Source organism: Massilia sp. W12 (assembly GCF_037300705.1).
Taxonomy (GTDB): domain Bacteria; phylum Pseudomonadota; class Gammaproteobacteria; order Burkholderiales; family Burkholderiaceae_D; genus JACPVY01.
Map to the genome: position 1 here is coordinate 5,634,997 of NZ_CP147776.1, position 24,607 is coordinate 5,659,603.

20 protein-coding genes are annotated in these 24,607 nt (G+C 54.6%); 11 read left to right on the forward strand and 9 right to left on the reverse strand.

All coding sequences use genetic code 11. The features are described 5' to 3' along the window. Positions 1–23 precede the first annotated feature (23 nt). The 3 genes from V8J88_RS23160 to V8J88_RS23170 all read left to right on the forward strand — a co-directional run bounded on the left by V8J88_RS23160 (position 24) and on the right by V8J88_RS23170 (position 3,554). Positions 24–1,322, forward strand: a complete 1,299-nt coding sequence (locus V8J88_RS23160; protein WP_338846645.1) for an ABC transporter substrate-binding protein — start codon at positions 24–26, stop codon at positions 1,320–1,322. Positions 1,323–1,388: 66 nt separating this feature from the next. After that, a complete protein-coding gene (locus V8J88_RS23165; RefSeq protein WP_338846646.1) occupies positions 1,389–2,222 on the forward strand; it encodes an ABC transporter ATP-binding protein in 834 nt (277 codons plus the stop codon). A gap of 78 nt (positions 2,223–2,300) precedes the next feature. Continuing rightward, positions 2,301–3,554 carry an AMP-binding protein gene (locus V8J88_RS23170; RefSeq protein ID WP_338846647.1) on the forward strand — a complete coding sequence of 418 codons (1,254 nt, stop codon included), beginning with the start codon at positions 2,301–2,303 and terminating at the stop codon, positions 3,552–3,554. 3 nt (positions 3,555–3,557) lie between these two features. On the opposite strand, the gene V8J88_RS23175 is transcribed toward V8J88_RS23170, so the two are convergent. Beyond that, the gene (locus tag V8J88_RS23175) at positions 3,558–3,986 is read right to left on the reverse strand and encodes a VOC family protein (protein ID WP_338846648.1); all 429 of its coding nucleotides are present in this window, start codon (positions 3,984–3,986) and stop codon (positions 3,558–3,560) included. Between the two features lie 523 nt (positions 3,987–4,509). Between V8J88_RS23175 and V8J88_RS23180 the strand changes: the two genes are divergently transcribed. Together V8J88_RS23180 and V8J88_RS23185 are read left to right on the forward strand one after the other, a co-directional pair. Further along, on the forward strand, positions 4,510–4,977 hold the full coding sequence (locus tag V8J88_RS23180) for a hypothetical protein (RefSeq protein ID WP_338846649.1): 468 nt from the start codon (positions 4,510–4,512) through the stop codon (positions 4,975–4,977). 7 nt (positions 4,978–4,984) lie between these two features. Continuing rightward, a complete protein-coding gene (locus V8J88_RS23185) occupies positions 4,985–5,230 on the forward strand; it encodes a hypothetical protein (RefSeq protein ID WP_338846650.1) in 246 nt (81 codons plus the stop codon). A 429-nt stretch (positions 5,231–5,659) separates the two neighbouring features. Here V8J88_RS23185 and V8J88_RS23190 read toward each other — a convergent pair whose 3' ends face one another. Then, on the reverse strand, positions 5,660–6,082 hold the full coding sequence (locus V8J88_RS23190) for a hypothetical protein (RefSeq protein WP_338846651.1): 423 nt from the start codon (positions 6,080–6,082) through the stop codon (positions 5,660–5,662). Between the two features lie 623 nt (positions 6,083–6,705). Between V8J88_RS23190 and V8J88_RS23195 the strand changes: the two genes are divergently transcribed. Further along, the gene (locus tag V8J88_RS23195; protein WP_338844729.1) at positions 6,706–8,064 is read left to right on the forward strand and encodes an IS4 family transposase; all 1,359 of its coding nucleotides are present in this window, start codon (positions 6,706–6,708) and stop codon (positions 8,062–8,064) included. A gap of 113 nt (positions 8,065–8,177) precedes the next feature. On the opposite strand, the gene V8J88_RS23200 is transcribed toward V8J88_RS23195, so the two are convergent. The 6 genes from V8J88_RS23200 to V8J88_RS23225 all read right to left on the reverse strand — a co-directional run bounded on the left by V8J88_RS23200 (position 8,178) and on the right by V8J88_RS23225 (position 16,748). Continuing rightward, complete coding sequence (locus tag V8J88_RS23200; protein ID WP_338846652.1) at positions 8,178–9,455, reverse strand: hypothetical protein; 1,278 nt, start codon at positions 9,453–9,455, stop codon at positions 8,178–8,180. A 338-nt stretch (positions 9,456–9,793) separates the two neighbouring features. After that, positions 9,794–10,096 (reverse strand): hypothetical protein, encoded by a 303-nt coding sequence (locus V8J88_RS23205; protein ID WP_338846654.1) that lies wholly within the window; start codon positions 10,094–10,096, stop codon positions 9,794–9,796. A 285-nt stretch (positions 10,097–10,381) separates the two neighbouring features. Beyond that, positions 10,382–11,599: a ribonucleotide-diphosphate reductase subunit beta gene (locus V8J88_RS23210; RefSeq protein ID WP_338849961.1), complete on the reverse strand. Its 1,218-nt coding sequence runs from the start codon at positions 11,597–11,599 to the stop codon at positions 10,382–10,384. Positions 11,600–11,795: 196 nt separating this feature from the next. Continuing rightward, positions 11,796–14,651, reverse strand: a complete 2,856-nt coding sequence (locus tag V8J88_RS23215; protein WP_338849962.1) for a ribonucleoside-diphosphate reductase subunit alpha — start codon at positions 14,649–14,651, stop codon at positions 11,796–11,798. Between the two features lie 458 nt (positions 14,652–15,109). Next, positions 15,110–15,748, reverse strand: coding sequence for a CCXG family PEP-CTERM protein (locus V8J88_RS23220; protein WP_338846655.1), 639 nt, complete (start codon positions 15,746–15,748; stop codon positions 15,110–15,112). Positions 15,749–16,052: 304 nt separating this feature from the next. Then, the gene (locus tag V8J88_RS23225; RefSeq protein WP_338846656.1) at positions 16,053–16,748 is read right to left on the reverse strand and encodes a hypothetical protein; all 696 of its coding nucleotides are present in this window, start codon (positions 16,746–16,748) and stop codon (positions 16,053–16,055) included. A 688-nt stretch (positions 16,749–17,436) separates the two neighbouring features. On the opposite strand from V8J88_RS23225, the gene V8J88_RS23230 reads away from it, so the two are divergent. Then, on the forward strand, positions 17,437–18,870 hold the full coding sequence (locus tag V8J88_RS23230) for a hypothetical protein (RefSeq protein WP_338846657.1): 1,434 nt from the start codon (positions 17,437–17,439) through the stop codon (positions 18,868–18,870). A gap of 79 nt (positions 18,871–18,949) precedes the next feature. On the opposite strand, the gene gabD is transcribed toward V8J88_RS23230, so the two are convergent. Next, positions 18,950–20,404 (reverse strand): NADP-dependent succinate-semialdehyde dehydrogenase, encoded by a 1,455-nt coding sequence (gene gabD, locus V8J88_RS23235; RefSeq protein WP_338846658.1) that lies wholly within the window; start codon positions 20,402–20,404, stop codon positions 18,950–18,952. 195 nt (positions 20,405–20,599) lie between these two features. Here gabD and V8J88_RS23240 point away from each other — a divergent pair, with 195 nt between their 5' ends. From V8J88_RS23240 to V8J88_RS23255, 4 genes are all read left to right on the forward strand, one after another. Beyond that, the gene (locus tag V8J88_RS23240; RefSeq protein ID WP_338846659.1) at positions 20,600–22,105 is read left to right on the forward strand and encodes a PLP-dependent aminotransferase family protein; all 1,506 of its coding nucleotides are present in this window, start codon (positions 20,600–20,602) and stop codon (positions 22,103–22,105) included. A 129-nt stretch (positions 22,106–22,234) separates the two neighbouring features. Continuing rightward, on the forward strand, positions 22,235–22,834 hold the full coding sequence (locus tag V8J88_RS23245) for a hypothetical protein (protein WP_338846660.1): 600 nt from the start codon (positions 22,235–22,237) through the stop codon (positions 22,832–22,834). A 413-nt stretch (positions 22,835–23,247) separates the two neighbouring features. Further along, a complete protein-coding gene (locus V8J88_RS23250) occupies positions 23,248–23,739 on the forward strand; it encodes a PEP-CTERM sorting domain-containing protein (protein ID WP_338846661.1) in 492 nt (163 codons plus the stop codon). A 29-nt stretch (positions 23,740–23,768) separates the two neighbouring features. Continuing rightward, the gene (locus V8J88_RS23255; protein WP_338846662.1) at positions 23,769–24,560 is read left to right on the forward strand and encodes a PEP-CTERM sorting domain-containing protein; all 792 of its coding nucleotides are present in this window, start codon (positions 23,769–23,771) and stop codon (positions 24,558–24,560) included. Positions 24,561–24,607: the final 47 nt, after the last annotated feature.

Consider the following 24,607-nt stretch of genomic DNA (forward strand, 5'->3'; position numbering starts at 1 on the left):
CTGATTCAACCAGGAGAATACGTATGAAACGCAATCTACGCCTGCTGGGCGCCGGTCTGGCCCTGGCTGCCGCCTGTCTGCCGGTCGCGGCACAGCAATTTGTCCCCATCCTGTCCTACCGTGTCGGCCCGTATGCCGCCGGCGGCTCCGGCTTTTTTGGCGGTGCGATTGACTACTTCAATCTGGTCAATGCCTCGGGCGGCATCAATGGCGTCAAGCTGATGTGGGAAGAATGCGAAACGGAATACAACGCCTCGCGCGGGGTCGAATGCTATGAGCGCCTGAAAACCAAAAACGGCGGCGCCTCGCTGGCCGAGCCGCTCTCCACCGGCATCGCCTATGGCGTGCTCGATCGCGTGGGACAGGACAAAATCCCCCTCACCACCCTGGGCTATGGCCGCTCCGATGCGGCCAACGGCAAAGTGTTCCCCTATGTGTTCCCGCTGATCACCAGCTATTGGAACCAGGCGGCAGCGATGATCCGCTATCTGGGCGATAAAGAAGGCGGCATGGACAAGCTCAAGGGCAAGAAAATCGTCCATCTGTACCACGATTCCGCCTTTGGTAAAGAGCCGATGCCGGTGCTCGAAGCGCTCTCCAAACAACATGGTTTTGAATTGATCAAGATCCCGGTCGCCCATCCGGGCAATGATCAGGCTTCGCAATGGCTGCAAATCCGCCAGGCGAAACCGGATCATGTGATTCTGTGGGGTTGGGGCGTGATGAATGCGGTTGCGCTGAAAACCGCGCAGCGCAATGGTTTCCCGCGTGAAAAAATGCTCGGCGTATGGTGGGCCGGTTCGGAAGAAGACACGATTCCGGCAGGCGACTCCGCCAAGGGCTATACCTCGATGACCTTCAATACCCCGGGCAACTATCCGGTGCTGGATGAGATCCGCAAAAAAGTCTATGCCGCCGGCAAGGGCAATCTGGACGATAAGAGCCGCATCGGCTCGGTGTATCACATGCGCGGCGTGACGGCGGCGATTATGTGGACCGAAGCAATGCGCAAGGCGCAGGAAAAATTCGGCAAAGGCAAAGTCATGACCGGCGAGCAGGTGCGCTGGGGCTTGGAAAATCTGAATATCGACGAAGCGCGCCAAAAAGCGCTCGGCGCGTTTGGCATGTTCCCGACGGTGAAAACCTCCTGCGACGACCATGAAGGCTCGGGCGCGGTCAAAGTACAGCAGTGGAATGGCAGCAAATGGGTCGCGATCACCCCGAACTGGGTGGTGGGCGACAAAGCGCTGACACGCCGCCTGCTGGAGGAATCCTCCGCCAAATATGCGGCGGAAAAGAAGATCACTCCGGCCTGCCTGTAAGCCGGTTCCGGCTGGCCGCCGCTTGACTGCGGCGGCCTGTGCTCAACTTCTGTTCAGGATTTTGCGATGACATCGGCAAGCACATCCGTCAATGCCCCCGGCGAATATCTGGTCGTGAATAATGTGGAAGTGATTTACGACCATGTGATTCTGGTGCTCAAAGGGGTTTCGCTGCAGGTGCCGCAAGGCAAGATTGTGGCGTTGCTCGGCGCCAACGGCGCCGGCAAATCGACCACCCTGAAAACCATTTCCACCCTGCTGCGCGGCGAGCGCGGCGAAGTCACCAAGGGCGAAGTGCGCTTTTGCGGCGAGCGCGTGGATCAATTGACGCCGAGCGAGCTGGTGAAACGCGGTCTGTCACAAGTGATGGAAGGGCGGCATTGCTTCGGCCATTTGTCGATTGAGGAAAATCTGATGACCGGGGCGTATACCCGCACACTGTCGCGCGCCGCGATGCGGCAGGAATTGGAAAAGGTGTACGCCTATTTTCCGCGCCTCAAAGAGCGCCGCAACAGTCAGGCCGGATATACCTCGGGCGGTGAACAGCAGATGTGTGCAATCGGACGCGCGTTGATGGCCAAACCTTCCATGATTTTGCTCGACGAGCCATCGATGGGCATCGCGCCGCAGATTGTGGAAGAAATTTTTGACATCGTGCGCGACCTGAATCAAAAAGAGAAAGTTTCTTTCCTGCTGGCAGAGCAAAACACCATGGTCGCGCTGCGCTATGCGGATTTTGGCTACATCCTGGAAAACGGACGGATTGTGATGGAAGGCGCCGCCAGCGACCTGGCCAGCAATGAGGACGTGAAAGAATTTTATCTGGGCATGGCGGGCGAAGGGCGCAAGAGCTTCCGTGAAATGAAGTTTTATCGTCGCCGCAAGCGCTGGCTGGCCTGAGGCGTTTTGCAACCGGCGGTATGGTAAAGTGCTGAAAATTCTATCAATAAATTCAGCGCACACTGAGAGCAAAAACTGATGTCCGACTACTTGGATTCCCTGGAAACCCGGGACCCGCAACAACGCGAAGCGGAACTGATGGCGCGCCTGCCCGGTTTGATCGCGAAAGCGCAAAGCGTTCCGGGCTGGGCCCGTCTGCTGCAGGGCGTGGACGCGGCGCAAATCAATCACCGCAGCGCACTGGCGCAATTGCCGGTGACGCATAAATCTGATTTAGTGCGCTTGCAGCAACAGGCGCAGCCATTCGGCGGACTGAATGTCACGCCTTCACATGCGATGCGGCGCTTATTCATGTCGCCCGGCCCGATTTTTGATCCACAGGGACAGGGCGAAGACTGGTGGCGCTTTGCGCGCCCGCTGCATGCGCTGGGTTTGCGCGCCGGCCATGTGATTCAAAACTGTTTTTCCTACCATTTCACGCCCGCCGCTTTCATGATGGAAGAAGCGGCGCGCAAACTGGGCTGCGCCGTGATTCCCGCCGGCAGCGGCCAGACTGAGCAGCAGGTGCAAGCGATTGCCGCCTTGCGCCCGGACGCCTGGGTCGGCCCGCCCTCCTTTTTGCGCATCATCGTTGAGCGCGCGCGCGAACTCGGGGCCGATATTTCCAGCATCAAAATGGCCTTGTGCAGCGCAGAAGCCCTGCCGCCGCGCCTGCGGCGCTGGTTTTACGAACAGGGCATTACGCGGGTGATGCAAACGTATGGCACGGCGGATATCGGCAATATCGCGTATGAAACCGCAGTCGGTGATGAAGTCAACGAAGGCATGGTGCTGGATGAGGATTTGATTCTGGAAATCGTGCAACCCGGCGGCTCGCAGCCGGTGGCTGAAGGCGAGGTCGGCGAAGTGGTGATCACCTCGTTTAACCCGGATTACCCGATGATACGTTTCGGCACTGGCGACTTATCGCGCGTGCTGCCGGGGCCATCCGCCTGTGGCCGCAGCAATGTGCGGATTGCCGGCTGGCTGGGGCGCGCGGATCAGGCCACCAAGGTGCGCGGCATGTTTATTCACCCCTTGCAAGTGCAGGAAATCATGCGTCGCCACCCGCAAGTGCAGCGTGCGCGCATGGTGGTATCCGGCGCCATGTCGAATGACCGCATGGTCTTGCATTGCGAAGTGGCGGAAGCGCCGCCGTCGGCGGATTTGACGGCAACACTGATCAGCGCCATGCGCGACATCACCAAACTGCGCGGCGAAGTGCAATTCTGCACGCCCGGCAGCCTGCCGGATGACGGGCGCTTGATTGAGGATGTGCGCAGTTACGACTGAGCCTTATTCCGGCTGCGCCTCCAGATTCACCATCCAGGGCACGCCGAACTGGTCATTCACCACGCCAAAGCGCTCGGCCCAGAAAGTCTTTTCCAAAGGCATCACCACCGTGCCCTGCTGCGCCAGGGCATTGAAAACCCGTTCCGCCTCGGCCAACGATGACACGCTCAGATTCAAGGTGACGCCCTCAATTTTTTGCGCCGCCGGGTAATTCGGCGTGGTGTCGGACGCCATTAACACCTGGCCATTCTCCAGCGTCAGCATAGCGTGCATGACGCGTTCGTGATATTCCGGCGGCACATCGGCGGCCATGGGCGAACCGCCAAAGCGATGAAATTCAGTGATTTTGCCGCCCAGATGTTCAGCATAAAAATGCATTGCAGCTTCGGCTTGACCATCAAACGTCAGATACGGATTCATACTCAGCGCCATGGTGTTTCCCCAGAAAAGTAAGCGGCCCGCGCCGCAAAGGAAGACCAGTGTAAGCCGGTTTGCCGCATCTCCTGCATGCATTCTTACCGGAGCGCGGCGGATGCAGGGAAAAAACAACATTTCATTGCGGCATAGGAATTCGGGCGGCGGATTGATGGTAAGCGCCCAGATACATCGTTATTTTTGTTGAACCGGGTAAAGTTAGCATGGCTAAGATTGTCTCAGTGGTGAGATATGGCGGCAGAAAGTTAAAAAATTTCAAATCAATCGAGTCTGACCCCATTGATCCCATTGATCGACCCCATTGATCCAAAAAATGTTTATCTTATAATTTTTAAACTGACAACATTGACAGGACAGCCTTTTCAATGGATGGGGTAAAATCAACAATCAGGTTGCCATTGTACGATAATCTACTTTTACATCATGCATTTTATCTACTTCTCCACACCCAGCACAAGCATCTGAGCAAGATTTATTCATGCCAGTTGCCAATTCAACCAACATCGCTTCAGGATCAGCTATGACAGACGAACTTAAAAAGGTATATGAAAGTCATAAACTATTGCACAGATATTTTGACAAAGAAGTGCCAAAAGATTTATTTCGCGGCCAGCAGCCAAAAGAAGCAAAACTTGGTTTGCCAATTATTTACCCGAATCCCGGCTTCAAAAAGGCAGACGGCTCAATCAGGCCTCCAGATGTATTGATCGAAGAGCGTGATGGCATTAAATTCGTTGCCGGTTGCAGGACCATCCGTGGAAAATACCGAGGGATTTCTGTTTTTGATAAAGCCAATCCTGCACTACGCAGCTTTAAATGGTACAAGTTGCCTGCAGGCGTCAAGATTCCGGAAGCACTTGCCATTACGCAAGAAGACGATTATTCTGACCAGCCAAATCATTTCACCATTGCGCCGAAAGATGATATGCCATTGGAATTGTTTGAATCCTGGCTTAAAATCTTATGCGATCAACTTATTCCACTTTGAGGAAATAATGGTATTAACAATCACCACGCTCATGCTTGCAGTAAAAGCCATGCAACGCGATATCGCACGCAATGAAGCCTTGGCATCTGACGCCACACTTGACGACAATGATCTTGAATATTATGGGCAAATGGTCATGGACCAACTGCCGGCTTTTGCTGAATTACGTCAAGCATATGAAGAGGAACAAGCGAATAATCCGGAATTTCCTCCTTTGGATGAGTTACTTTTTCCTGAGAAGTATCAGATATAAATCTTTCCTTATGGCAGCAATGATTAATTTGCTTTTTATTGATCTATGCGCCATAACTCATTAATTCTGTATGCGCAGGCCGCCAATTCAGGGGAGCCATAGGAATGTCATTGGGGCTCCGACAAAACACTGGGGGATTAATAACTATCCCGTCTCTGTCAAGATTAATTTACCCAAGCTTCCGCCAACAACGGACAATGACATGTAATTGAACATTATACAAATTCCCAAAACAGGTGCGCAATAGTTAGCACATGAGTGCAGTGTCACGCGAGCTGGGTGATCAAACCGAGTTTAGCGCCAGCTTTGGCACAACATCCAGTCCCTCAGGATTGATCTATGCGCCAGAGTATGCAGGCATCCACTCTTTGACCCCAATCAAAGTCCATTCACAGGCAGAAAAGCCAAAGCATATCACTTTTTTAGTTGTTATTTTTTCTTTTCAAGAACTGTTCGCGTCTCCAGATCAATTTCAAATTTTTTATCCAACTCATTTTCAATAAGTATTGCATTTCCATTCTTTATTAATTTCATCTTGGTAAAAAATATCTCTTGCACATCCGTCTCTTTTGAATTATCAATATTTATTTCATATAAACGAATATTCCATAATATTTCACCAGTGCTCTTATTAGTAGCAATTAAAAATCCTCCTTTTTGCGGATATCCCAATTTATTTCCCTGGCGTAATTCTTTATAAATCACATCCCCCACAGTGATTGCAGGAAGCTCTGGTGGTAAACGGCGGCGGCGGTTGCCAATGTTGTTCATAGTGTTTTTCTCCACAGAATTGAATTCAGGTTTGTTTTGCAACTTATTCTGATCATTAATCTCCGCACTGGCGGCAGCCAAGATTGGGCACATCAGAATTATGCTTACATAAAATTTAAACATTTCTCAAATATCATCCAATGATATAATATTATGGCTCGACCAATATGCTTGATATTTTTCCTTGTATTAGCTCACCGTTAACATGGGCTGCGTAAAACCCCCAACTATCAGCATTCTCAATAGCCCGTGCAGATGGGAAACTTGCCACATTTGGCTTTAACCCTGATTCACTGTAAAAATGATCTACCGTATTTATCTCATGGTGGGAAAGCTCATGAATAATTGTGATAGTCCATTCCAATTTCGTTCCCGATCGCCCGAGCAATACTTTCTCAATATAAATAACGCTTAACTTTTCATTTCTAACCAGAGCATAAGTGTTTTCCCAGAGATTTGGCTGGGTATTTCTATCTATAATATCATCCGATAAAATAAACTTATTTGAGTTACAGACATGTAGAATTTTCCCGAAACTTGATATCAATTTATCAATAACTACATCCAGTTTGCCTCATTCCATTACACACATCTCCGCAGGACGCCCTGAACGCGGCCAGAAATCCGTTTACATTCAATGAGTTGCACGCCCGCTTGTAAACTTACCGGATTTCGCGTTTACTCACATCTTTTGGGCGGCGCACGTGAGCAGAAAGCAAGCAGCACAGAGTTGGACCGACGATGAGTTTGGCGGACTCGATCTTGGCGATGCCCGCCTTAACAACAGGGCGAGAAAATTGATGGAAACATTCGCGACCAAACCGAAGGCCAGCATTCCCGAAGCATGCGACAACTGGACGGAGACGCAAGCGGCCTACCGCTTTATGGCCAATCCGGAGGTGACATGGGATGGCATTCTGGCGCCACATTGGGCGCGCACCATGGAACGCATGGCGACGCAGAAGGTTATTCTGTGCATTCAGGACACCACCGAACTGGACTTCAGCGGCCAAAACATCGACGGCCTCGGCCCGCTCAACTACGAAGCGCGGCGCGGCATGTATGTGCATCCGACCTACGCGGTGTCGCCAGAGCGTGAGCCGCTGGGCCTGCTCGATGGCTGGATGTGGGCGCGTGAAGAGCGTGGCGCTGACGGCAAGCGCCCCGCCAGCGTAAAAGAGAGTGAACGCTGGATAGAGGGCTACGAGCGGGTCGCCGAGCAGGCGACCCAGTTGCCCAATACCCGTCTGGTGTATGTGGCTGACCGCGAAGCGGACATGATGGGAATGCTGCGGCGCGCAGCCGAATTGGGCACGCCTGCCGATTGGCTGGTGCGCGCCAAGCATGATCGCTGTCTGGCTGACGGCGAAAGCAAACGCCTGTGGCCTGAAACCACGGCCGGTATGCCGCTGGGCGAGATCAGCTTCATCATGGCCGGGCGCGGCAAGCAAAGGGCGCGCCAGGTACGTCAGCAGGTGTGGGCCAAGCGCGTTCTGCTGCGTGATGGCAAGCGCGGCAAGATCGAGGCGACCTGCATCGTAGCATCCGAAGTGCAGCCGCCGACGGGCATCAAACCGGTGGAATGGCGCTTGCTGACCAACCGCCGCGCGGAAACCTTGGCCGACGCCAGCGAACTGATCGACTGGTATCGCGCGCGCTGGGAAATTGAGATCTTTTTCAATGTGCTCAAGAATGGCTGTGAAGTCGAAGAACTGCAACTGTCCACCATGGCCCGGCTGGAGCGGGCGCTGGCGCTGTTTATGGTGGTGGCCTGGCGTATCGCGTACCTGATGCGTAAGGGACGTACCTGTCCGGATCTCGACGCCACTTTGTTCTTCGATCCCGACGAAATCCGAGCGGCTTATCTGCTCAATAAAAAGAAGGCGCCCGCTATGCCGGGCTTGAACGAGGTGTTGCGCATGGTAGCCCGTGTCGGCGGTTTTCTCGCACGAAAACATGACGGGGAGCCTGGCGTGAAAACAATCTGGCGAGGTCTACAGGATGTTCAAGTTTCGGCTCAGACAATCAGGACTCTACGCGAGATGGGCGCATTGCAAGACTGAGTTGTGTGTAATGGAATGAGTTTGCCTTCATCAGTGTTTTCATCTGCAAACCATTGGCGCACTTGATCGCGGATTTTTTAGGTCTTGTGATTTCAACATGAAAACATATGCACTCAATACATCGCTTCCATAGAATTGCGATGTAGCTCCGAAATCACCTTGATCAATCTATTGATCGGTTCCGCCAGCCTTTTCGGCAATACACGGTGGGTTGAATAAATTTGCTGCTCGGATATCCAGCGACGCGCAACCCATACGTCTTCTTCGGGATCATCGTTGTCCACACCGTTGCAATATTTATATCCAACCAGCGCATCAGTATGCGACATCAGGATGCGCGCCATCGTCAAGTGAAAACGGTGAGCCTGCAGATCGGCAGGGCCTTTTGGGCGTGGTAGGGTCAGCCGTAGACATCGCTGGTCGTTGTAATCACGCCAGTCCGGACCAACTACCTCTCCTGCGCGTTCTAACATCTTGCGAGATTGCTCACTTTTGCCATTGACTATGGCAGCAGCAACCGTACCTTTCGGATATTTCAGCGTTTCTGCGAGCAAGTTTATCCACCGGACCAATTTGTTCAGTGCCTCATCGCTGGCAAACACAAGAAACTGATGACGCTTCTCTTTATCCAAAAATTCTGGTAATTGAGCATACAAGGGGTATAACAGATCATGAAGATAGAAATAGGTCTGGCGGCGACCTTGTTCGTGATTTTTCGTGGTAGCAGTCAGTACTTTTTGCGCCCAACTTGGTGTGAGTTCTGCCATCGCCATCTCAGAGATATCAATTGAAATGAGCGGAAATCCGAGTGACTTCCCAATCAGAGCCTTGCGGCCATCGAAGACATGGCCAAGCTCTATTTCTACCCCCCCGAGCACCATTGGTTCGTCCTTAACCGGAGCCCCGAGCACGGCAACGTCTAGCCGGAATTTACTACCAAAGGGTGTTTCCAAAGGATATTCGGTTACCACTTGATTTGCTCCGAGCAGCAAATTGCCCTCGAGCGGATAGTCTGAAGCAGACTCATCTTTGAATGCCCAAGGCATTGCAAGTCCAGCATTCAAACGTCGGGATAGTTCAGTTGCAATAAGTTCTTTTGCAAATCGATGCTCTGGGCTTTCTTGCGCAACACGCCATCTGTTGGTTTCTTCATCATCGAAATGCGCTTTGGGATTATAGATGCGTTGTGTATGGAGTAAGCGGAAATGGGATCGGCGGCGCAACTGCCCATTCTCAAAGGAGGGGCTGACCCAAGTCACCATTTGACTTTTGGAGTCAGGGGCTACCATGGGCCAAAGCTTGCGAGCATGTTCCCGGCTGCGAATATCACGCGCAGCGACAGTGGTCTTGAAAATCCCTTTTCGAGAAAACACAATGATCGCCTCGTCCATTTTTCGCTTCCTATTTCGATACGATCATCGATTAATCCACTTTGTTTGAAGAAACCGGCTAGTCAGCAAATAGGAATAAATGCAATCCTCCTTTTGGTTATTGCATTTCCCTCTTTTATTGCAATCAATATTCATCACAAACTATAAAGGGCGACACACTACAAATTGTATGCCGCCCAGAGGAGGATACTTCGCAAATGCAAAATTATCTGGTGCAAGACAGAATATTCCCACCTCAAGCTGCAAGGTGTTCTGGCGTGGTGCTGTTGCTCGCGCGTACTCTGTGCAATTGGCTTCGACAGGTATTACAGCATTGCACATTGCGATACAGATTTGCATTATGGCAACAACGTCTCAGCCGCATCACGCGCGAGGTCGATCAGTTCCTCCTGAATAGCTTTGATTTGGGCTTGAGAAACTGTTTTACTTGGAGGCGCCACATCGATCATAGTCCCCAGAACCCCTGTCACGTCATAGTGCGCGGCGTTCTCCTGACGTATTTCTTCCGTTGCTGCGCGAATGGCCTCCATACGCTCCATCTTGTGGAGAGCAACCGGCATTGCCGCGCGTCCTGCGATCTCAACCGCGCAACGTTCTAAATATTCTTCGTTAGCATAGCATAGCGATATATCACTACCCATTTTCTATAGCCTCAAAGTTAACCAACAATTGTCGAAATAGTGAGTCAAGTCCCGAATGTCTTTCCTCACAACGCTTTTCCATCATCAGGCAAGCATTCAACATTTGGCGCAAGATTAGTTGGAATTTCTCCTTCATCTTTACTGCAAACTTATTGATATCTGTTTGCCAAATAATGTTTTCATGATCCAGGCAGAACACAAAAGGAGAATTATGCGTCGCCGAGTGAAAGAGTAAGCGTCGTAAATGAAAATGATCTGTCGTCCGACGCTTACTCCCTCACTCCCTCACTCCCAACTCAACGTCCCGCCCGTCTGATATTCAATCACCCGGGTTTCAAAGAAGTTGCGTTCTTTTTTCAGGTCGATCATTTCGCTCATCCAGGGGAAGGGGTTTTCTTCCTGGTCGAACAGGGTGTCCAGCCCGATTTGCTGGGCGCGGCGGTTGGCGATGAAGCGCAGGTAGCCTTTGAACATCGGCGCGTTCAAACCCAGCACGCCGCGCGGCATGGTGTCTTCGGCGTAGCGGTATTCCAATTCCACGGCGCGGGTGAACAGTTCTTTCAGCTCTTCGCGGAAGGCGGCGGTCCACAGTTGCGGGTTTTCCATCTTGATCGAGTTGATCAGGTCGATGCCGAAATTGCAGTGCATGGACTCGTCGCGCAAGATGTATTGATATTGCTCAGCCGCGCCCACCATCTTGTTTTGCCGGCCCAGCGCCAGGATTTGCGCGAAGCCGACGTAGAAGAACAAGCCTTCCATCAGGCAGGCGAAGACGATCAGCGATTTCAACAGCTTTTGATCGTTTTCCAGCGTGCCGGTGGTGAAGGCCGGGTCGGTCAGGGTGTCGATGAACGGAATCAGGAATTCATCTTTGTCGCGGATCGATGGAATTTCATGATACGCATTGAAGATTTCGCCTTCATCCAGGCCCAGCGATTCCACAATGTATTGATAGGCGTGGGTGTGAATCGCTTCTTCAAACGCTTGACGCAGCAAATATTGGCGGCATTCCGGCGCGGTGATGTGGCGGTAGGTGCCGAGCACGATATTGTTGGCCGCCAGCGAATCGGCGGTAACGAAAAAGCCCAGGTTGCGGCGCACGATGCGGCGCTCGTCTTCGGTCAGGCCAGCCGGGTTTTTCCACAGCTCGATATCGCGCTGCATATTGATTTCCTGCGGCATCCAGTGGTTGGCGCAGCCGGCCAGGTATTTGTCCCAGGCCCATTTGTATTTGAACGGCACCAATTGATTCACGTCGGTTTTGCCGTTGATGATGCGCTTGTCGTCCACATTCACGCGGCGTTCGCTGGCGTCGCCGGCGCTGTGTGCGGCGGCGGGCATGGCCGGGCGCGCGGCGGGGGCGGCGGTGTGCGCGGCGTTGAAGCTGCTGGCCACTGCCAGCGGGGCGACGGCGATCGGGGCCGCCGGCGCTGCGCTTTGCAAGGTGGCGGCGCTTTGTTGCGCCGGGTTCAACGCTTGCAAATCAAATTCCGGGCGCGGCATGCTCAAAGGCGGCGGCGGCGGGTTGTTTTTGGCGACAGCTTTCGGCGCCGCCACGACTTCGGGTTCGTCATCCCAGGTCAACATGATTTCTTCCTTTATTTCTGATGCAGCATGACGCTGTGTGCAGTCTACGCTTGCGCGGCGGCGCTTGCCGGCGCCGCCATAAGCTGGCCTGCGCAGGCAGGCCGCAAGATGGTTATTGGCAGGCTTCGCATTCTTCAAAGCCGGGGTCGCCCGGGCGCAGCATGCAGGCCGGGCCTTCCGGTTCCGGCATCGCCGCTGCGGCATTCGCCGGCGCCGAGAACATGCCGCCGCCGCCGTCCACCGAAACGGCATTCAAGGCGCCGATTTTAGCGGTGGATTTTTCGGTGTGGGTGGCGGCAATCGTGCGCAGATAATAGGTGGTCTTCAAACCGCGCACCCAGGCCAGCTTGTATGTTTCGTCCAGTTTTTTGCCGGACGCGCCCGCCATATAAATATTCAGCGATTGCGCCTGATCAATCCATTTCTGACGGCGTGCCGCAGCTTCCACCAGCCAGCTCGGCGAGATTTCAAAGGCGGTGGCGTACAATTCGCGCAGGTCTTGCGGAATGCGGTCGATCTTGGCCAGGCTGCCGTCAAAATATTTCAGGTCGGCCACCATCACTTCATCCCACAGGCCGCGCGCTTTCAGGTCGCGCACCAGGTATTCATTGATTTCGGTGAATTCGCCGGACAGATTCGATTTCACATACAGATTCTGGAAGGTCGGCTCAATACAGGCCGAAACGCCGATGATGTTGGAAATCGTGGCGGTCGGCGCAATCGCGATACAGTTCGAGTTGCGCATACCGTGTTCTGCGATGCGGGCGCGCAGGGCGTCCCAGTCCAGACGGCTGCTGGTGTCGGTTTCCAGATAGCCGCCGCGTTCCTGGCCCAGCAGTTGCAGCGAGTCTTGCGGCAGGATGCCGCGATCCCACAGCGAACCCGGGTAGCTGCTGTAGCGGCCACGTTCCTGCGCCAGCTCGGTCGAGGCCCAATAGGCGTAGTAGCACACGGCTTCCATCGATTGGTCGGCGAATTCCACCGCTTCTTGCGAGGCGTAAGGCAGGCGCATCATGTGCAGGCAGTCCTGGAAGCCCATGATGCCCATGCCGACCGGGCGGTGGCGCAGATTCGAGTCGCGCGCTTTTTTCACGGCGTAGTAATTGATGTCGATCACATTGTCCAGCATGCGCATGGCGATGCTGACGGTGCGGCGCAGTTTTTCCAGATTCAGCACGCCGTTTTGCATGTGCGCAGCCAGATTCACCGAACCCAGATTACACACCGCGATTTCGCTGTCATTCGTGTTCAGGGTGATTTCCGTGCACAGATTCGAGCTGTGCACCACGCCGACGTGCTGCTGCGGGCTGCGGATATTGCAAGGATCTTTGAAGGTGATCCAGGGATGGCCGGTTTCAAACAGCATCGACAGCATTTTGCGCCACAGATCGAGCGCCTGCACTTTTTTGAACAGCTTGATTTCGCCGCGTGCGGCGCGCGCTTCGTAGCCGGTATAGGCTTCTTCAAATGCGCGGCCGAATTTGTCGTGCAAGTCCGGCGCGTCGGACGGCGAAAACAGCGTCCATTCGCCTTTTTCCATCACGCGCTTCATGAACAGATCGGGAATCCAGTTCGCGGTGTTCATGTCGTGGGTGCGGCGGCGGTCGTCGCCGGTGTTTTTGCGCAGGTCGAGGAATTCCTCGATGTCCATATGCCAGGTTTCCAGATAGGCGCATACCGCGCCCTTGCGCTTGCCGCCCTGGTTGACCGCGACGGCGGTGTCATTCACCACTTTCAGGAACGGCACCACGCCTTGCGATTTGCCGTTGGTGCCCTTGATGTGCGAGCCGAGCGCGCGCACCGGGGTCCAGTCATTGCCCAGGCCGCCGGCGTATTTCGCCAGCAGGGCGTTTTCTTTGATCGCCTCATAAATGCCATCCAGATCGTCGGAGACCGTGGTCAGGTAGCAGGATGAGAGTTGCGAGCGCCGCGTGCCGGAATTGAACAGGGTCGGCGTCGAACTCATAAAGTCGAACGACGACAGCAGGTGGTAAAACTCGATGGCGCGCGCTTCGCGGTCGATTTCATTTAAGGCCAGGCCCATCGCCACGCGCATGAAAAAGGCTTGCGGCATTTCGATGCGCACTTGGTTGACGTGCAGGAAATAGCGGTCGTACAGGGTTTGCAGGCCGAGATAGCCGAATTGCAAATCGCGCTCGGCCACAATCGCTTGCGCCAGACGCTGCAGATCAAATTCGCCCAGACGCGGGTCGAGCAGTTCAGCGGAAATGCCTTTGCGGATGAAGGCCGGGAAGTATTCGCGATACGCCGCCGGCGTGTCTTTTTGCGCCACTTCCTGTGCAAACACTTCTTTACGGATGGTGTGCAACAGCAGGCGCGCGGTGACCAGACTGTAAGCCGGGTCTTTTTCCATCAGCGCGCGTGCGGCCAGGATGGCGGATTTGTGCAGCTCTTCAACCGGAATGCCGTCGTACAGGTTTTTCAGGGTTTCGCCCAGGATGGCTTGCGCATCCACATGCTTTTCCAGGCCGATACAGGCGGCGGAAATCAATTCGCGCACGCGCTCGCGGTCGAGCACGCGCATTTCGCCGTTTTCCAGCACATGCAATTTCGGCTCGCCTTCGCCGCGCGCTTCTTTCTGCTGGCGCCGTTCTTCCATATGCTTGGCGCGGTACAGCACGTAGGCGCGCGCCACGTCGTGTTCGCCGGAGCGCATCAAAGACAGTTCGACTTGATCTTGAATGTCTTCAATATGGAAGGTGCCGCCGGTCGGCTGGCGGCGCTGCAGCGCGCTGACCACGTTCTCGGTCAGCTGTTCCACCAGCTCGCGCACACGGGCCGAGGCCGCACCCTGTCCGCCATTCACCGCCAAAAACGCCTTGGTCATCGCAATTGCGATTTTGGCCGGCTCAAAGCCGACCACGGCGCCATTGCGGCGGATCACGCGGTACTCGGCGCGTGCGAGTTGCGGCGTATCCAGGCCCGGCGTGGCGCCGGCCAGGGGCATGGCTTGGCCGGTTGGCAACAGGGATGTGTCTTGCGTCGTGTGCATTGAAGCTCCTGAATCTGGCTGGTGGGGCGGCGGCCCCGTTGATCATGCGCACCCCGGTTCTGCGGCGCTCAGCGCCTGGCAAGTTCCGGTATGCGGGCTGCGTGACGGGAAGCTTACGATGTAAGCCGCTTGCAAGATACGGCAGAATCTGTTAAGCCCTCTCAACACTATATATAGTAGTCGAAATCACGCGAGGCACAAATTGTAGTGCCCATCCGGAGGCCACGCAATCGTTTTTGACAACATAAAAAGAGATTTTTCGCTTGAATTCGGCGATGAAATATGGCAGAGGCATGACAGATCGGCGTATCAAAATCAGCAAAAAAGCCATGCATCAATGTTGCCGCGTTAACAAGGAAAAGCCCGCAAGCGCAAGGCCTGCGGGCTTTTCTGCGGCGCTTTTGGCGCTGTGATCAGGCCAGTTTTTGTTGGCGGCGGCGGCTTAACATGCCAACTGCGCCCAGACCTGCCAGCAGCAGGGCGTAGGTTTCGGGTTCCGGCACCGGGTTCAGGGTCTGGTTGTTGAAGCTTTGGAAGCCCTGGCCGAAGTTGTATTGAATTTGCTGACCGCCATCACAGCAGTTTTCCAGGCCGTACACCGTCAGGGTGTGGTTGCCGGCGGCGATATTGCCGGAGAATTGGAAGTACTGGCTGGGGTTGTTGTAATTACCGGCCCACCACATATCGGTGTTGCGGAAAGCGACGGCCTGGCCGTCCAGGAAGATCGCGCCGCCACGGCCAAAATCCACCCCGGCGCGAATCGTCCATGTGCCGGCCTGGTTGCCTTGCACGCCGAATTGAATGGTGGATTTAAACGCCACATTGGTATAGCTGCCGCCAAAAATGGACTGGTTGGAAATATTGTTATAGCTGGCGATATTTGTCACGCCATAACCGGCGCCGGGCGCGGCAACCGCAGCTTCCACCACATCGCGGTAAGCTTCAGCAGTGGCTTGCGGGCCGGCGGCAGAATAGCCGGTTTGGAACGAAATCAGGCTGGCATTCGCGTGCGCTGCGGCAAACAAAGCGATCAGTGCGGCAATCTTTTTCATCAGTATTCCTTTGTGTGGTAGCGGGGCCTTGCAGGACTTTTTTCATTCATCTGTGAATATTTATCCACATGTTTTTATGGCAATCCTGAGTACGGCATTGTAATGATGCCTGGCGGCAATGTAAACGCCGGATATTGATTTATTGATAAATTAGAGGGGTATTTCTTTTCCCAGCGTCAGCAGGCAGACTTTAGCTGCTATGCGGCGGCAATCTATGCGCTTGAGGGAATGCGAACAAGCCGGGTTCCCGCCTGTGCGGAAAAAATGGCGGCAGCCATGGGCCGCAATTTTTGCGACAAACGCATCAGCCCGGGCAGTTGGTGGCTTCCATTTTCCCGCTGAAGCCGCCATTCACGGCGGAGGGCCGGTTTGGCAGATGCATGCAATAACTGTTCTTGCCATGGCGGATGCGGTAAAACTCTTGCCCGCCGACAGAAATACGTTCAATAGTGGCTTCGCGCGGGATGCCGGCGGCGCGTATGGCTTCTTCAAAACGGTCGCCATGCCCCATGGCGCTGGCGCGCGCCAGCGGCGAATCGCCAGCGCGCAAGCCGCGCTCGGTTTTGCCGGCGGCGCGCAGGGCGTTTTGCGCGAATTCGCTGTCATATTGGCGCGCAAAGGGATCGCTTGGCGTTGCCGGGGCGGGTTTGTCCAGATTGACGGGCGCGGGCGGCAGCAAGATGGCGGCGGGCGGCGCGGCAGTTTCTGTGGGCGGCAGTGGCCGTGGGACTGGGGTGGGCGCTGCCGGCGGCGCAGTTTGCCGCAGCGTGCGCGGCTGAGGATTGCTTTGCTGGATTGCTTGCGCTTGTGCCGGCCTGTGCGGCGCCGGCGGTGGCAGGAAAACGATTTGCAAGTCCTGGCGCTTGAGTTGGCTGGCAGGCGCTGTACGCTGAGCGGGCGCGGGCTTGCGCCATTGCCAGCTAAACAGCAAGCCTAAGTGCAGCGCAATGCTGCACAGTATAGCCAGGCGATAGGATGGGCTTGCAGTGGCGAAATTCATGAGGCTCAAGAGCTGGGGGGCAAAACGGCATTGTATGATGCAGCTTATTCTGTCCCTGAGGCTGAACGGCTTCAGCCGCCCTGGTAGCATCAGATGGCGGTCTGGGCAGCATATGCTGACACTCTGGCAAGCGTTTGCTGAATATGTCAACGCATTTCACTGCGGATTTAACAAAGTAATATTTAAATAGCGATTTTTTTTCTTTAAAAACCTTGCATGCGCAAGAAGGAATGACTAAATTGCATCTATTCCGCGCCACGTATCAACAGCGTTTCCGGGTGTTGCGGTAAAAAACGGGAGCGTTGCCATAGAAAAGAGGCTGGCAGGGTGCTGCAGTTTGGCGCGCTGAATCCCGGTCTCCACCAAAAAGCATCGAGCAAGATGCCACAACAAAGCAGATCGCACCTGCACAGGCTGGCGGGTGTGTTGGTTTGAATAAAAACGGGAGAATGTCATGTCAGATGCATACCTAATGCCGATCCGGCGCAGTTTGTTGCGCCCTGTTGTTGTGTCCCTCTGTGCAATGCTGAGCGCGTGCGCAGGCAGTCCGATTGTGAAGTGGGATCATACCCAATCCGCAGGATGCCAAAACAAAGAATGGGCGCAAGATTGCGGGCGCGAATACGCCGACCGCGCCGGCAATGCCTACCGCAATGCCCTGTATGGTCAGGTGGATCAACAAAGCAATATGCGCAATGGCTTGATTGTCGCAGGCGCGGCGATCTTGGGTATGTCATATGGCAAGGCGCACAAAGACGCTATCACCGGCGCCTCGCTCCTGAGCGGAACGGCTTATACCTTGGGCACTTACGAGTTTGATAAGCGGCGCTGGGATATTTATAACAAGGGCATTGAAGCGGTGAATTGCGCCAAGACGGCGGTGCTGCCGTTGAATTTGACAATGGAAGATGTTAAAGATCTGGATAAGCAATTGAATGGTTTGGAAAAGCACATGGGCCAATTGCAGGGCCGCTTGCAGGTGGTTGAAGGGGTTCTCGCATATTTAAAAGCGAAATACCCTGATGCCGATGCGCTTGATCCATACAAAGCGATTGTGAAAGAAGCGCAAAGCGATGTCCGCAGCTTGCAAAAAATTCACAAAGCGGGACGTAAGCTGCACGGCGGGGTGATCATGTCTGACAACCGCTTAAAATCCAGTGTGGATCAGATTGATCAACGTTTGAACGATGCGCTGAAAGACACGGTGCCTGATTTGAGCGCCATCCCCAAGATTGTGGGCGGCCTGGGCGCAATGTCGGCACAATTTGCACCAAGTCAGGACATCAAAGATATTTTATTGGGTAGCAATAAGGAGGAGAGCAAAGCCTCTTCTGGCGCCGACAATAAGGAAGAAAGTAAGGGAGAAACAGCTGCCTCTGCCAAGGAAAAAGCGGAAAGTAAAAAAAACCAGAATAAATCAATCAGTGAGAAGTTGAAAAAAGTTGATGATGCCAGTGAACCGGGCAAAGAAAATGGCTTAGGCAGCGGCACAACCGAACGTATGTTAATCAAAGCTTTGGAGTCCCTGAAACAACCGCTGGAAGATAGCTTTCAAGCCGCTCTCAAAGTACACGGCATATTGATCGCTTTTGATAAGAAGGTTGCGGCCAATGCTTTGGATGCCTGTGGCGATGCCAGCAAAATCGTACTGGATATGACGCTGACGACGAAGAGCATCAGCTTCACCAAAGGCGTGGAAGACAGCAAATCTGTCTTCATCAATGGCGGTACCAAACCCTACCATGTGGAAATTGACGGCAATAATGAGACCGGTCTTACCGTGCGCGGCCCGCGTATTGATGAAAGCCGGATCATGATTAATGTCAGCGAAAAGAGCAAAGACATCAAGAAAAAAGAAGTGCAAGTGCTGGTCAGTGACGCATCAAACCCTGTCAAAAGTGCGGTTTTGACAATCAAGCTGGAAGCGCCGAAAGCGGATGAAACGCCAGCTGCGGAAAAACCCAAGCAAAAAGGAAAGCAAAAAGCCTCGGGCGCGAAACCGGCTAATGCCACGAATGCTGGCGCAGCTGCCGGCGCAGCCACAGTGGCGCCACAGGCTGCGGCTGACAATTCTCCATGCATGGGGGGCAAAAAGAAGGACGCCAGCGGTAATTGCGTATAAAGTCAGGGAGTACAACAGCCGCCGCAACCAGATAACGGCGGCGGCTGTTTTGAGAAAAGCAGGCCGTAGCCTGCATTCATCAAATCCCACCCAAGCAAACGTACTTAATCTCCAAATAATCCTCAATCCCATACTTCGAGCCTTCACGCCCCAGGCCCGATTGCTTAATCCCGCCGAATGGCGCGATTTCATTCGAGATCAGGCCGGTGTTGACGCCCACCATGCCGGATTCCAGACCTTCCGCCACGCGCCAGATGCGGCCAATGTCGCGCGAGTAGAAATAGCTGGCCAGGCCGAATTCGGTGTCGTTCGCCATCTGCAACACTTCCTCATCGGTCTTGAAGCGGAACAAGGGAGCCAGCGGGCCGAAGGTTTCTTCTTTCGCCACCCGCATGTCCGAGGTCACATCCGCCACCACGGTCGGTTCAAAAAAGCTGTGGCCCAGCGCATGGCGTTTGCCGCCGGTCAGCAGGCGGCCGCCTTTGGCCAGCGCGTCAGCGATGTGCTCTTCCACTTTTTGCACCGCTTTTTGATCGATCAGCGGGCCTTGCGTCACGCCCGGCTCCACGCCATTGCCCACCTTCAGCTTTTGCACGGCAGCGGCGAATTTTTCCGCGAACGCGTCATACACGCCATCTTGCACATAGATGCGGTTGGCGCAGACGCAGGTTTGGCCGGCGTTGCGGTATTTGGAAATCAAAGCGCCTTCCACTGCCGCATCCAGATCGGCATCGTCAAATACGATGAAGGGCGCATTGCCGCCCAATTCGAGCGAGAGTTTTTTAATGGTCGGCGCGCATTGTTGCATCAGCACGCGGCCCACTTCGGTGGAGCCGGTGAAAGTCAGCTTGCGCACAATCGGGTTGGACGTCATTTCGCCGCCGATGGCGCGCGATTGGCCGGTAATCACGCTGAATACGCCAGGCGGCACGCCGGCGCGCTCAGCTAACACCGCCATCGCCAGCGCGGAATACGGGGTCAGATCGGCCGGGCGCACCACAATCGTGCAGCCCGCCGCCAGCGCCGGGCCGACTTTGCGCGTGATCATCGCCGCCGGGAAATTCCACGGGGTGATGGCGGCGCACACGCCGATAGGCTCTTTCAAGACCACGGTGCGCTTATCGTTCCAGGGCGATTGCATGACATCGCCGCAGATGCGCTTGGCTTCTTCGCCAAACCATTCCAGGAAGGAGGCGGCAAAGGCGATTTCACCGCGCGATTCGGTCATCGGCTTGCCCTGTTCGGAAGTCATGATCAAGGCCAGATCTTCCTGATTGGCCATCATCAGATCGTGCCATTTGCGCAAAATCGCGGCGCGCTCTTTGGCGTTCTTCTTGCGCCAGGCCGGCAGCGCAGCATCCGCCGCTTCAATCGCGCGGCGCGCTTCCGTCGCGCCCATATACGCCATGACGCCGATTTGCTCACCGGTGGCCGGATTGCTGACGGCCAGGGTTTTGCCATCGTCGGCATCGCACCAGACGCCATTGATATAGGCTTGTTGGCGCAAGAGGCTGGGGTCTTTCAATTGCAACATGTGTACTCCTGGTGATGTGGTTCGCAAAGGGAGATGCCGGCATGCTCTGATGCCGCTTACCGCATATGCGATGCGTAAGCAGACACAAGAGGCACATAAACTGCAAAAAACAGGCGAGACAGCGATCTTCTTAATATATTAAGCAGATCTGGCACTATAATGTAGTACCAATTCTTTTTTTTTGATGGGGCCACTTTGAAAAACAGCACCCTGAGCGACTTCTTGCAACAAAAACTGGAACGGGAGCACCCATTGCCCATGAATCGCCAATTGTATCAGCTGATACGCGAGGCGATTTTGCAGCAATACCTGCCGGTGGGCTTGCAGCTGCCCAGCTCGCGCGAATTGGCGCGCGAATTGGGGATTGCGCGCAATACGGTGATGTTCGCCTATGAGCAATTAATCGCCGAAGGTTTTTTGCAGACCCGGCCCGGGGCCGGCAGTTTTATCGCTGACACCACGCCGCAATTGCCGCCTGAGCATGCCGCCAGCGGTGCGCCTTTGGCGAGTCAGGATGCGCCGCTGTTTTCGCGTCGCGCCCGCACCTTGCTGGCGCATAGCGGGGTCAGCGAACAGCAATCCGGCGCTTTCATGCCGGGGCTGCCGGATGTGGCGCACTTTCCGTACAAAGTCTGGACCCGCTTGCATAACAAAGTCTGGCGCCGCGCCCGGCTGGATATGTTGAGTTACAGCCAAAGCGGCGGCTACATGCCGCTGCGGGCGGCGATTGCCGATTATCTGCGCTTGGCGCGCTCGGTGAATTGCAGCGCGGAAAATGTCTTGATCACACATGGCATTCATCAATCGCTGGACTTGATCGCCAAGCTTTTATGCGACGCCGGCGATACCGCCTGGGTCGAAGAGCCTGGTTACTGGGGCATTAAAAGCGTCTTGCATGCGCTCGATGTGACCCCTGTGCCGATGGCGGTGGATGAGGAAGGCATGCGTTTGCATAATCCGGCAGAGGGGACATGTGCAGGGCCAAAGCCGAAGCTGATTTGCGTCACCCCGTCACACCAATATCCGACCGGCGCGCTGATGAGTCTGGCGCGCCGCCGCCAACTGCTGGAATACGCGCAAAGCCATCAAGCCTGGGTGGTGGAAGACGACTATGACAGCGAATTCCGTTTTATGGGGCGGCCGCTGGCCAGTCTGCAAGGCATGGATGCGCAAGGGCGCGTGTTATACACCGGCACCTTCAGCAAGACTTTATTCCCGGGTTTGCGCATCGGCTTTCTGGTCGTGCCGCCGGCGCTGGCGCCGGGCTTCGCCACCGCCTTGTCCGAGTTATACCGGGGCGGACATATTTTTACCCAGGCAGTCTTGACCGATTTCATTAACGAAGGCCATTTTGCCGCGCATGTGCGGCGCATGCGCCAGCTGTACGCCGAGCGCCGCCTGTGTTTGCAGCAGGCGATTGCGCGCGAATTGCCCAAGGCCACTTTGTACAGCGGCGGCGAAGCCGGCTTGCATCTGACCTTGCGCTTGCCGGATGAATGTGATGACGTGGCTTTATGCGCGGCGGCGCGCGCCGCCGGCATTATCGCGCGCCCGCTCTCGGCCTATCATTTGCAAACCGGGCCGGCCTGCGCGCGCGGTCTGGTGTTGGGCTACGCCCATGTGCCGCCGGCGCAAATCGATAGCGCGTTTGCGCAACTGGCGCGGCTGATTTTGCAATATTCTCCGACGCTGAAGATTTGATTGAAATTTTTCCACTGCGCAATAGAATGACATTACAGCTCCCCCACGCCTGCAGCTGTGTGCATTACCTCAACCGGGCGCCATATCCCTGCTCCCTTCTGTCTTGCTGAATCAGATAGAAAGTCAATCATGAAAGCATTCAAGTATGCGCCTTTGTGCCTGGCGCTGGGATCTACTATGGCGCAAGCCGCTCTCAATCCTTTGCCGGCCGCGCCGGATACGCTCAGCTTTGTGATGAGCGTCTCCAATCGCGCTGGTTTCCCCAGTCAGCCGATGGGACTGTTGACCTTGCAGCAGCAAGGCGCGGATACGCGCTGGACGCTGACTGCGAATTGGGCCAGCCAATACGATGTCAGCAATCCCTTCGTGATGTCGCTCGGCTTTGCGCTGCGTGATGGCGCGCTGCATCAGAGCAGTCTGCCATTGCAAAATCTGGCCGGACAAGTGGGTTTGAAAAGCTTCGATCAGAGCGGCGTTTTCTTTACTTCCGCCAACAGCAGCGCGCGCTTCACCAATGGCGAGCAAGTCAGCTGGGTGTTTAACAATACCCGGCTGGATCAATTTCTGATTAAAGACTTGCATATCAACTCGCTGTATAACGGCCAATCGGTGAAATTTACGCCAAGCGCCACGCCTGATGCGCCGGTTTGGGCGGCGCTGTTGGGCGGCCTGGGTTTGCTCGGCCTGCGCCGGCGCCGTAAAAACGCCGCGCAAACACTGCAAGCCTGATGATGCGAGCTTGCGCGCATCGGCATGCAAGCCGGTGCGCGCGCTGACTGTTTTTAGCCAACTCTGCAGAGACCATAGAGCAGAAAGCCAATGTATGACTTAAGTTGCTGCATAGCACAAAATAATGGTCATACTGTAAAACTTGACACTTTACGGAGCCTGCATATGGTATTTTTGCTGCGCCGCAGTAAACTCATTTTCCGTTGCCCATGCAACGTTTTGACCCTTCAGAAACACCATACCGGGCGCCTCAACCCTGCTCCCTTCTTTCTTATAACGTAATAAACAATAGAAAGCAGATCATGAAAAAACTGATGTTTGCAGTTTTTGGTGTGGCAGTTTGTGTTTCCTCTGCGCACGCAGCTGTGCAAGTGCTGCCAGGAGAGGCCAGTCTCCTGAGCAGCCGCAGCTTTGTGCTTGGAGCATCGAATATCGCCGGCTTCCCAAGCCAGGAAATGGGACGGTTGACGATTCTGCAAGACGGCGCTGACACCAAGTGGACTTTGTCGGCAAACTGGGCCGATGCCTATAACGCCAGCAATCCTTATGTGATGGGGCTGGAGTTCAGCATGCTATCCGGCAATCTGAATCAAGCCAGCCTGCCCTTGTTTGATGTGGCAGGCCAGGTTGGCGTGAAAAGCTTTGGCCGGAATGGCGTGGTCTTCACCAGCGCCAATAACAGCAACCGTTTTACCGATGGCGAACAGGCGAGTTGGATCTTCCGCAATACCAATGTGGAGCAATTTCTGATTCAAAACATGCACGTCAACGCTATCTATAACGGGCAATCAGTGAAATTTGCGCCGCTGAGTGTGCCGGAGCCGGAAACATGGGGCATTATGCTGGCCGGTTTGGCGCTGCTGGGTTTGCGCCGTTATCAGCGCAAACAGACGCTGCAAGCTTAAGCTGAAAACGGGCAGAGGGGGAAAAGGCGTTGCGGCGTCTTTTTCCTTTCTTTATGGAAACAAAATATTGTCATAATTATTCTCTTTTGGTGTCGATTGGGCAGCGCTTTTTAATATTCAGCTTGCTTTTTTATGGCGATTCTATACACTCCTGTTCCGAGCAGATGTTCTGCAACAAAATCTGCTATCTGCTATCCTGCATAAAAACGATCAAAGAAAGCTCCCTGATGAACAAATTGACGCACTTTGCTGCGCTTGCCCTCGCCCTTTCGGCTGGCGCCGCTCAAGCTGGAACGCTGAATCTTCCCTCCGGGTCGCTCAGCGAATACATCTTCAATGTCTCCAACAACGCCGGATTCCCGAACCAGGAAATGGGTCGTTTGAGCATTCTGCAAGTCGGCTCCGACACCAAATGGACTTTGTCGGCCAACTGGGATAACCGCCTGAACAGCTCCAACCCATTCGTATTTGGCCTGGATTACGCAATGACTTCGGGCCGTATCAGCCAAAGCAATCTGTCGCTGTTTGACGTGACCGGTCAAGTTGGTTTGAAGAGCTTTGGCGATCGCGGCGTGTTCTTCAATCCGTCCAACAACGCCAACCGTTTCACCGATGGCGAAAAAGTCAGCTGGATTTTCAAAAACACCAATATCGCCAACTTCCTGATCAAGGATTTGCATGTGAACGCGGTGTATAACGGTCAATCGATCAAATTCACCCCGACCCGCCCGGTGCCGGAAGCGGAAACCTGGGCCATGATGCTGGCCGGTCTGGCCGGTTTTGGTCTGATGCGCTATCGCAAGCAGTCGAAGCTGGCATAATTTGGCTTCACGCCAACTCAAAAAAGGGGTTCTGCGGAACCTCTTTT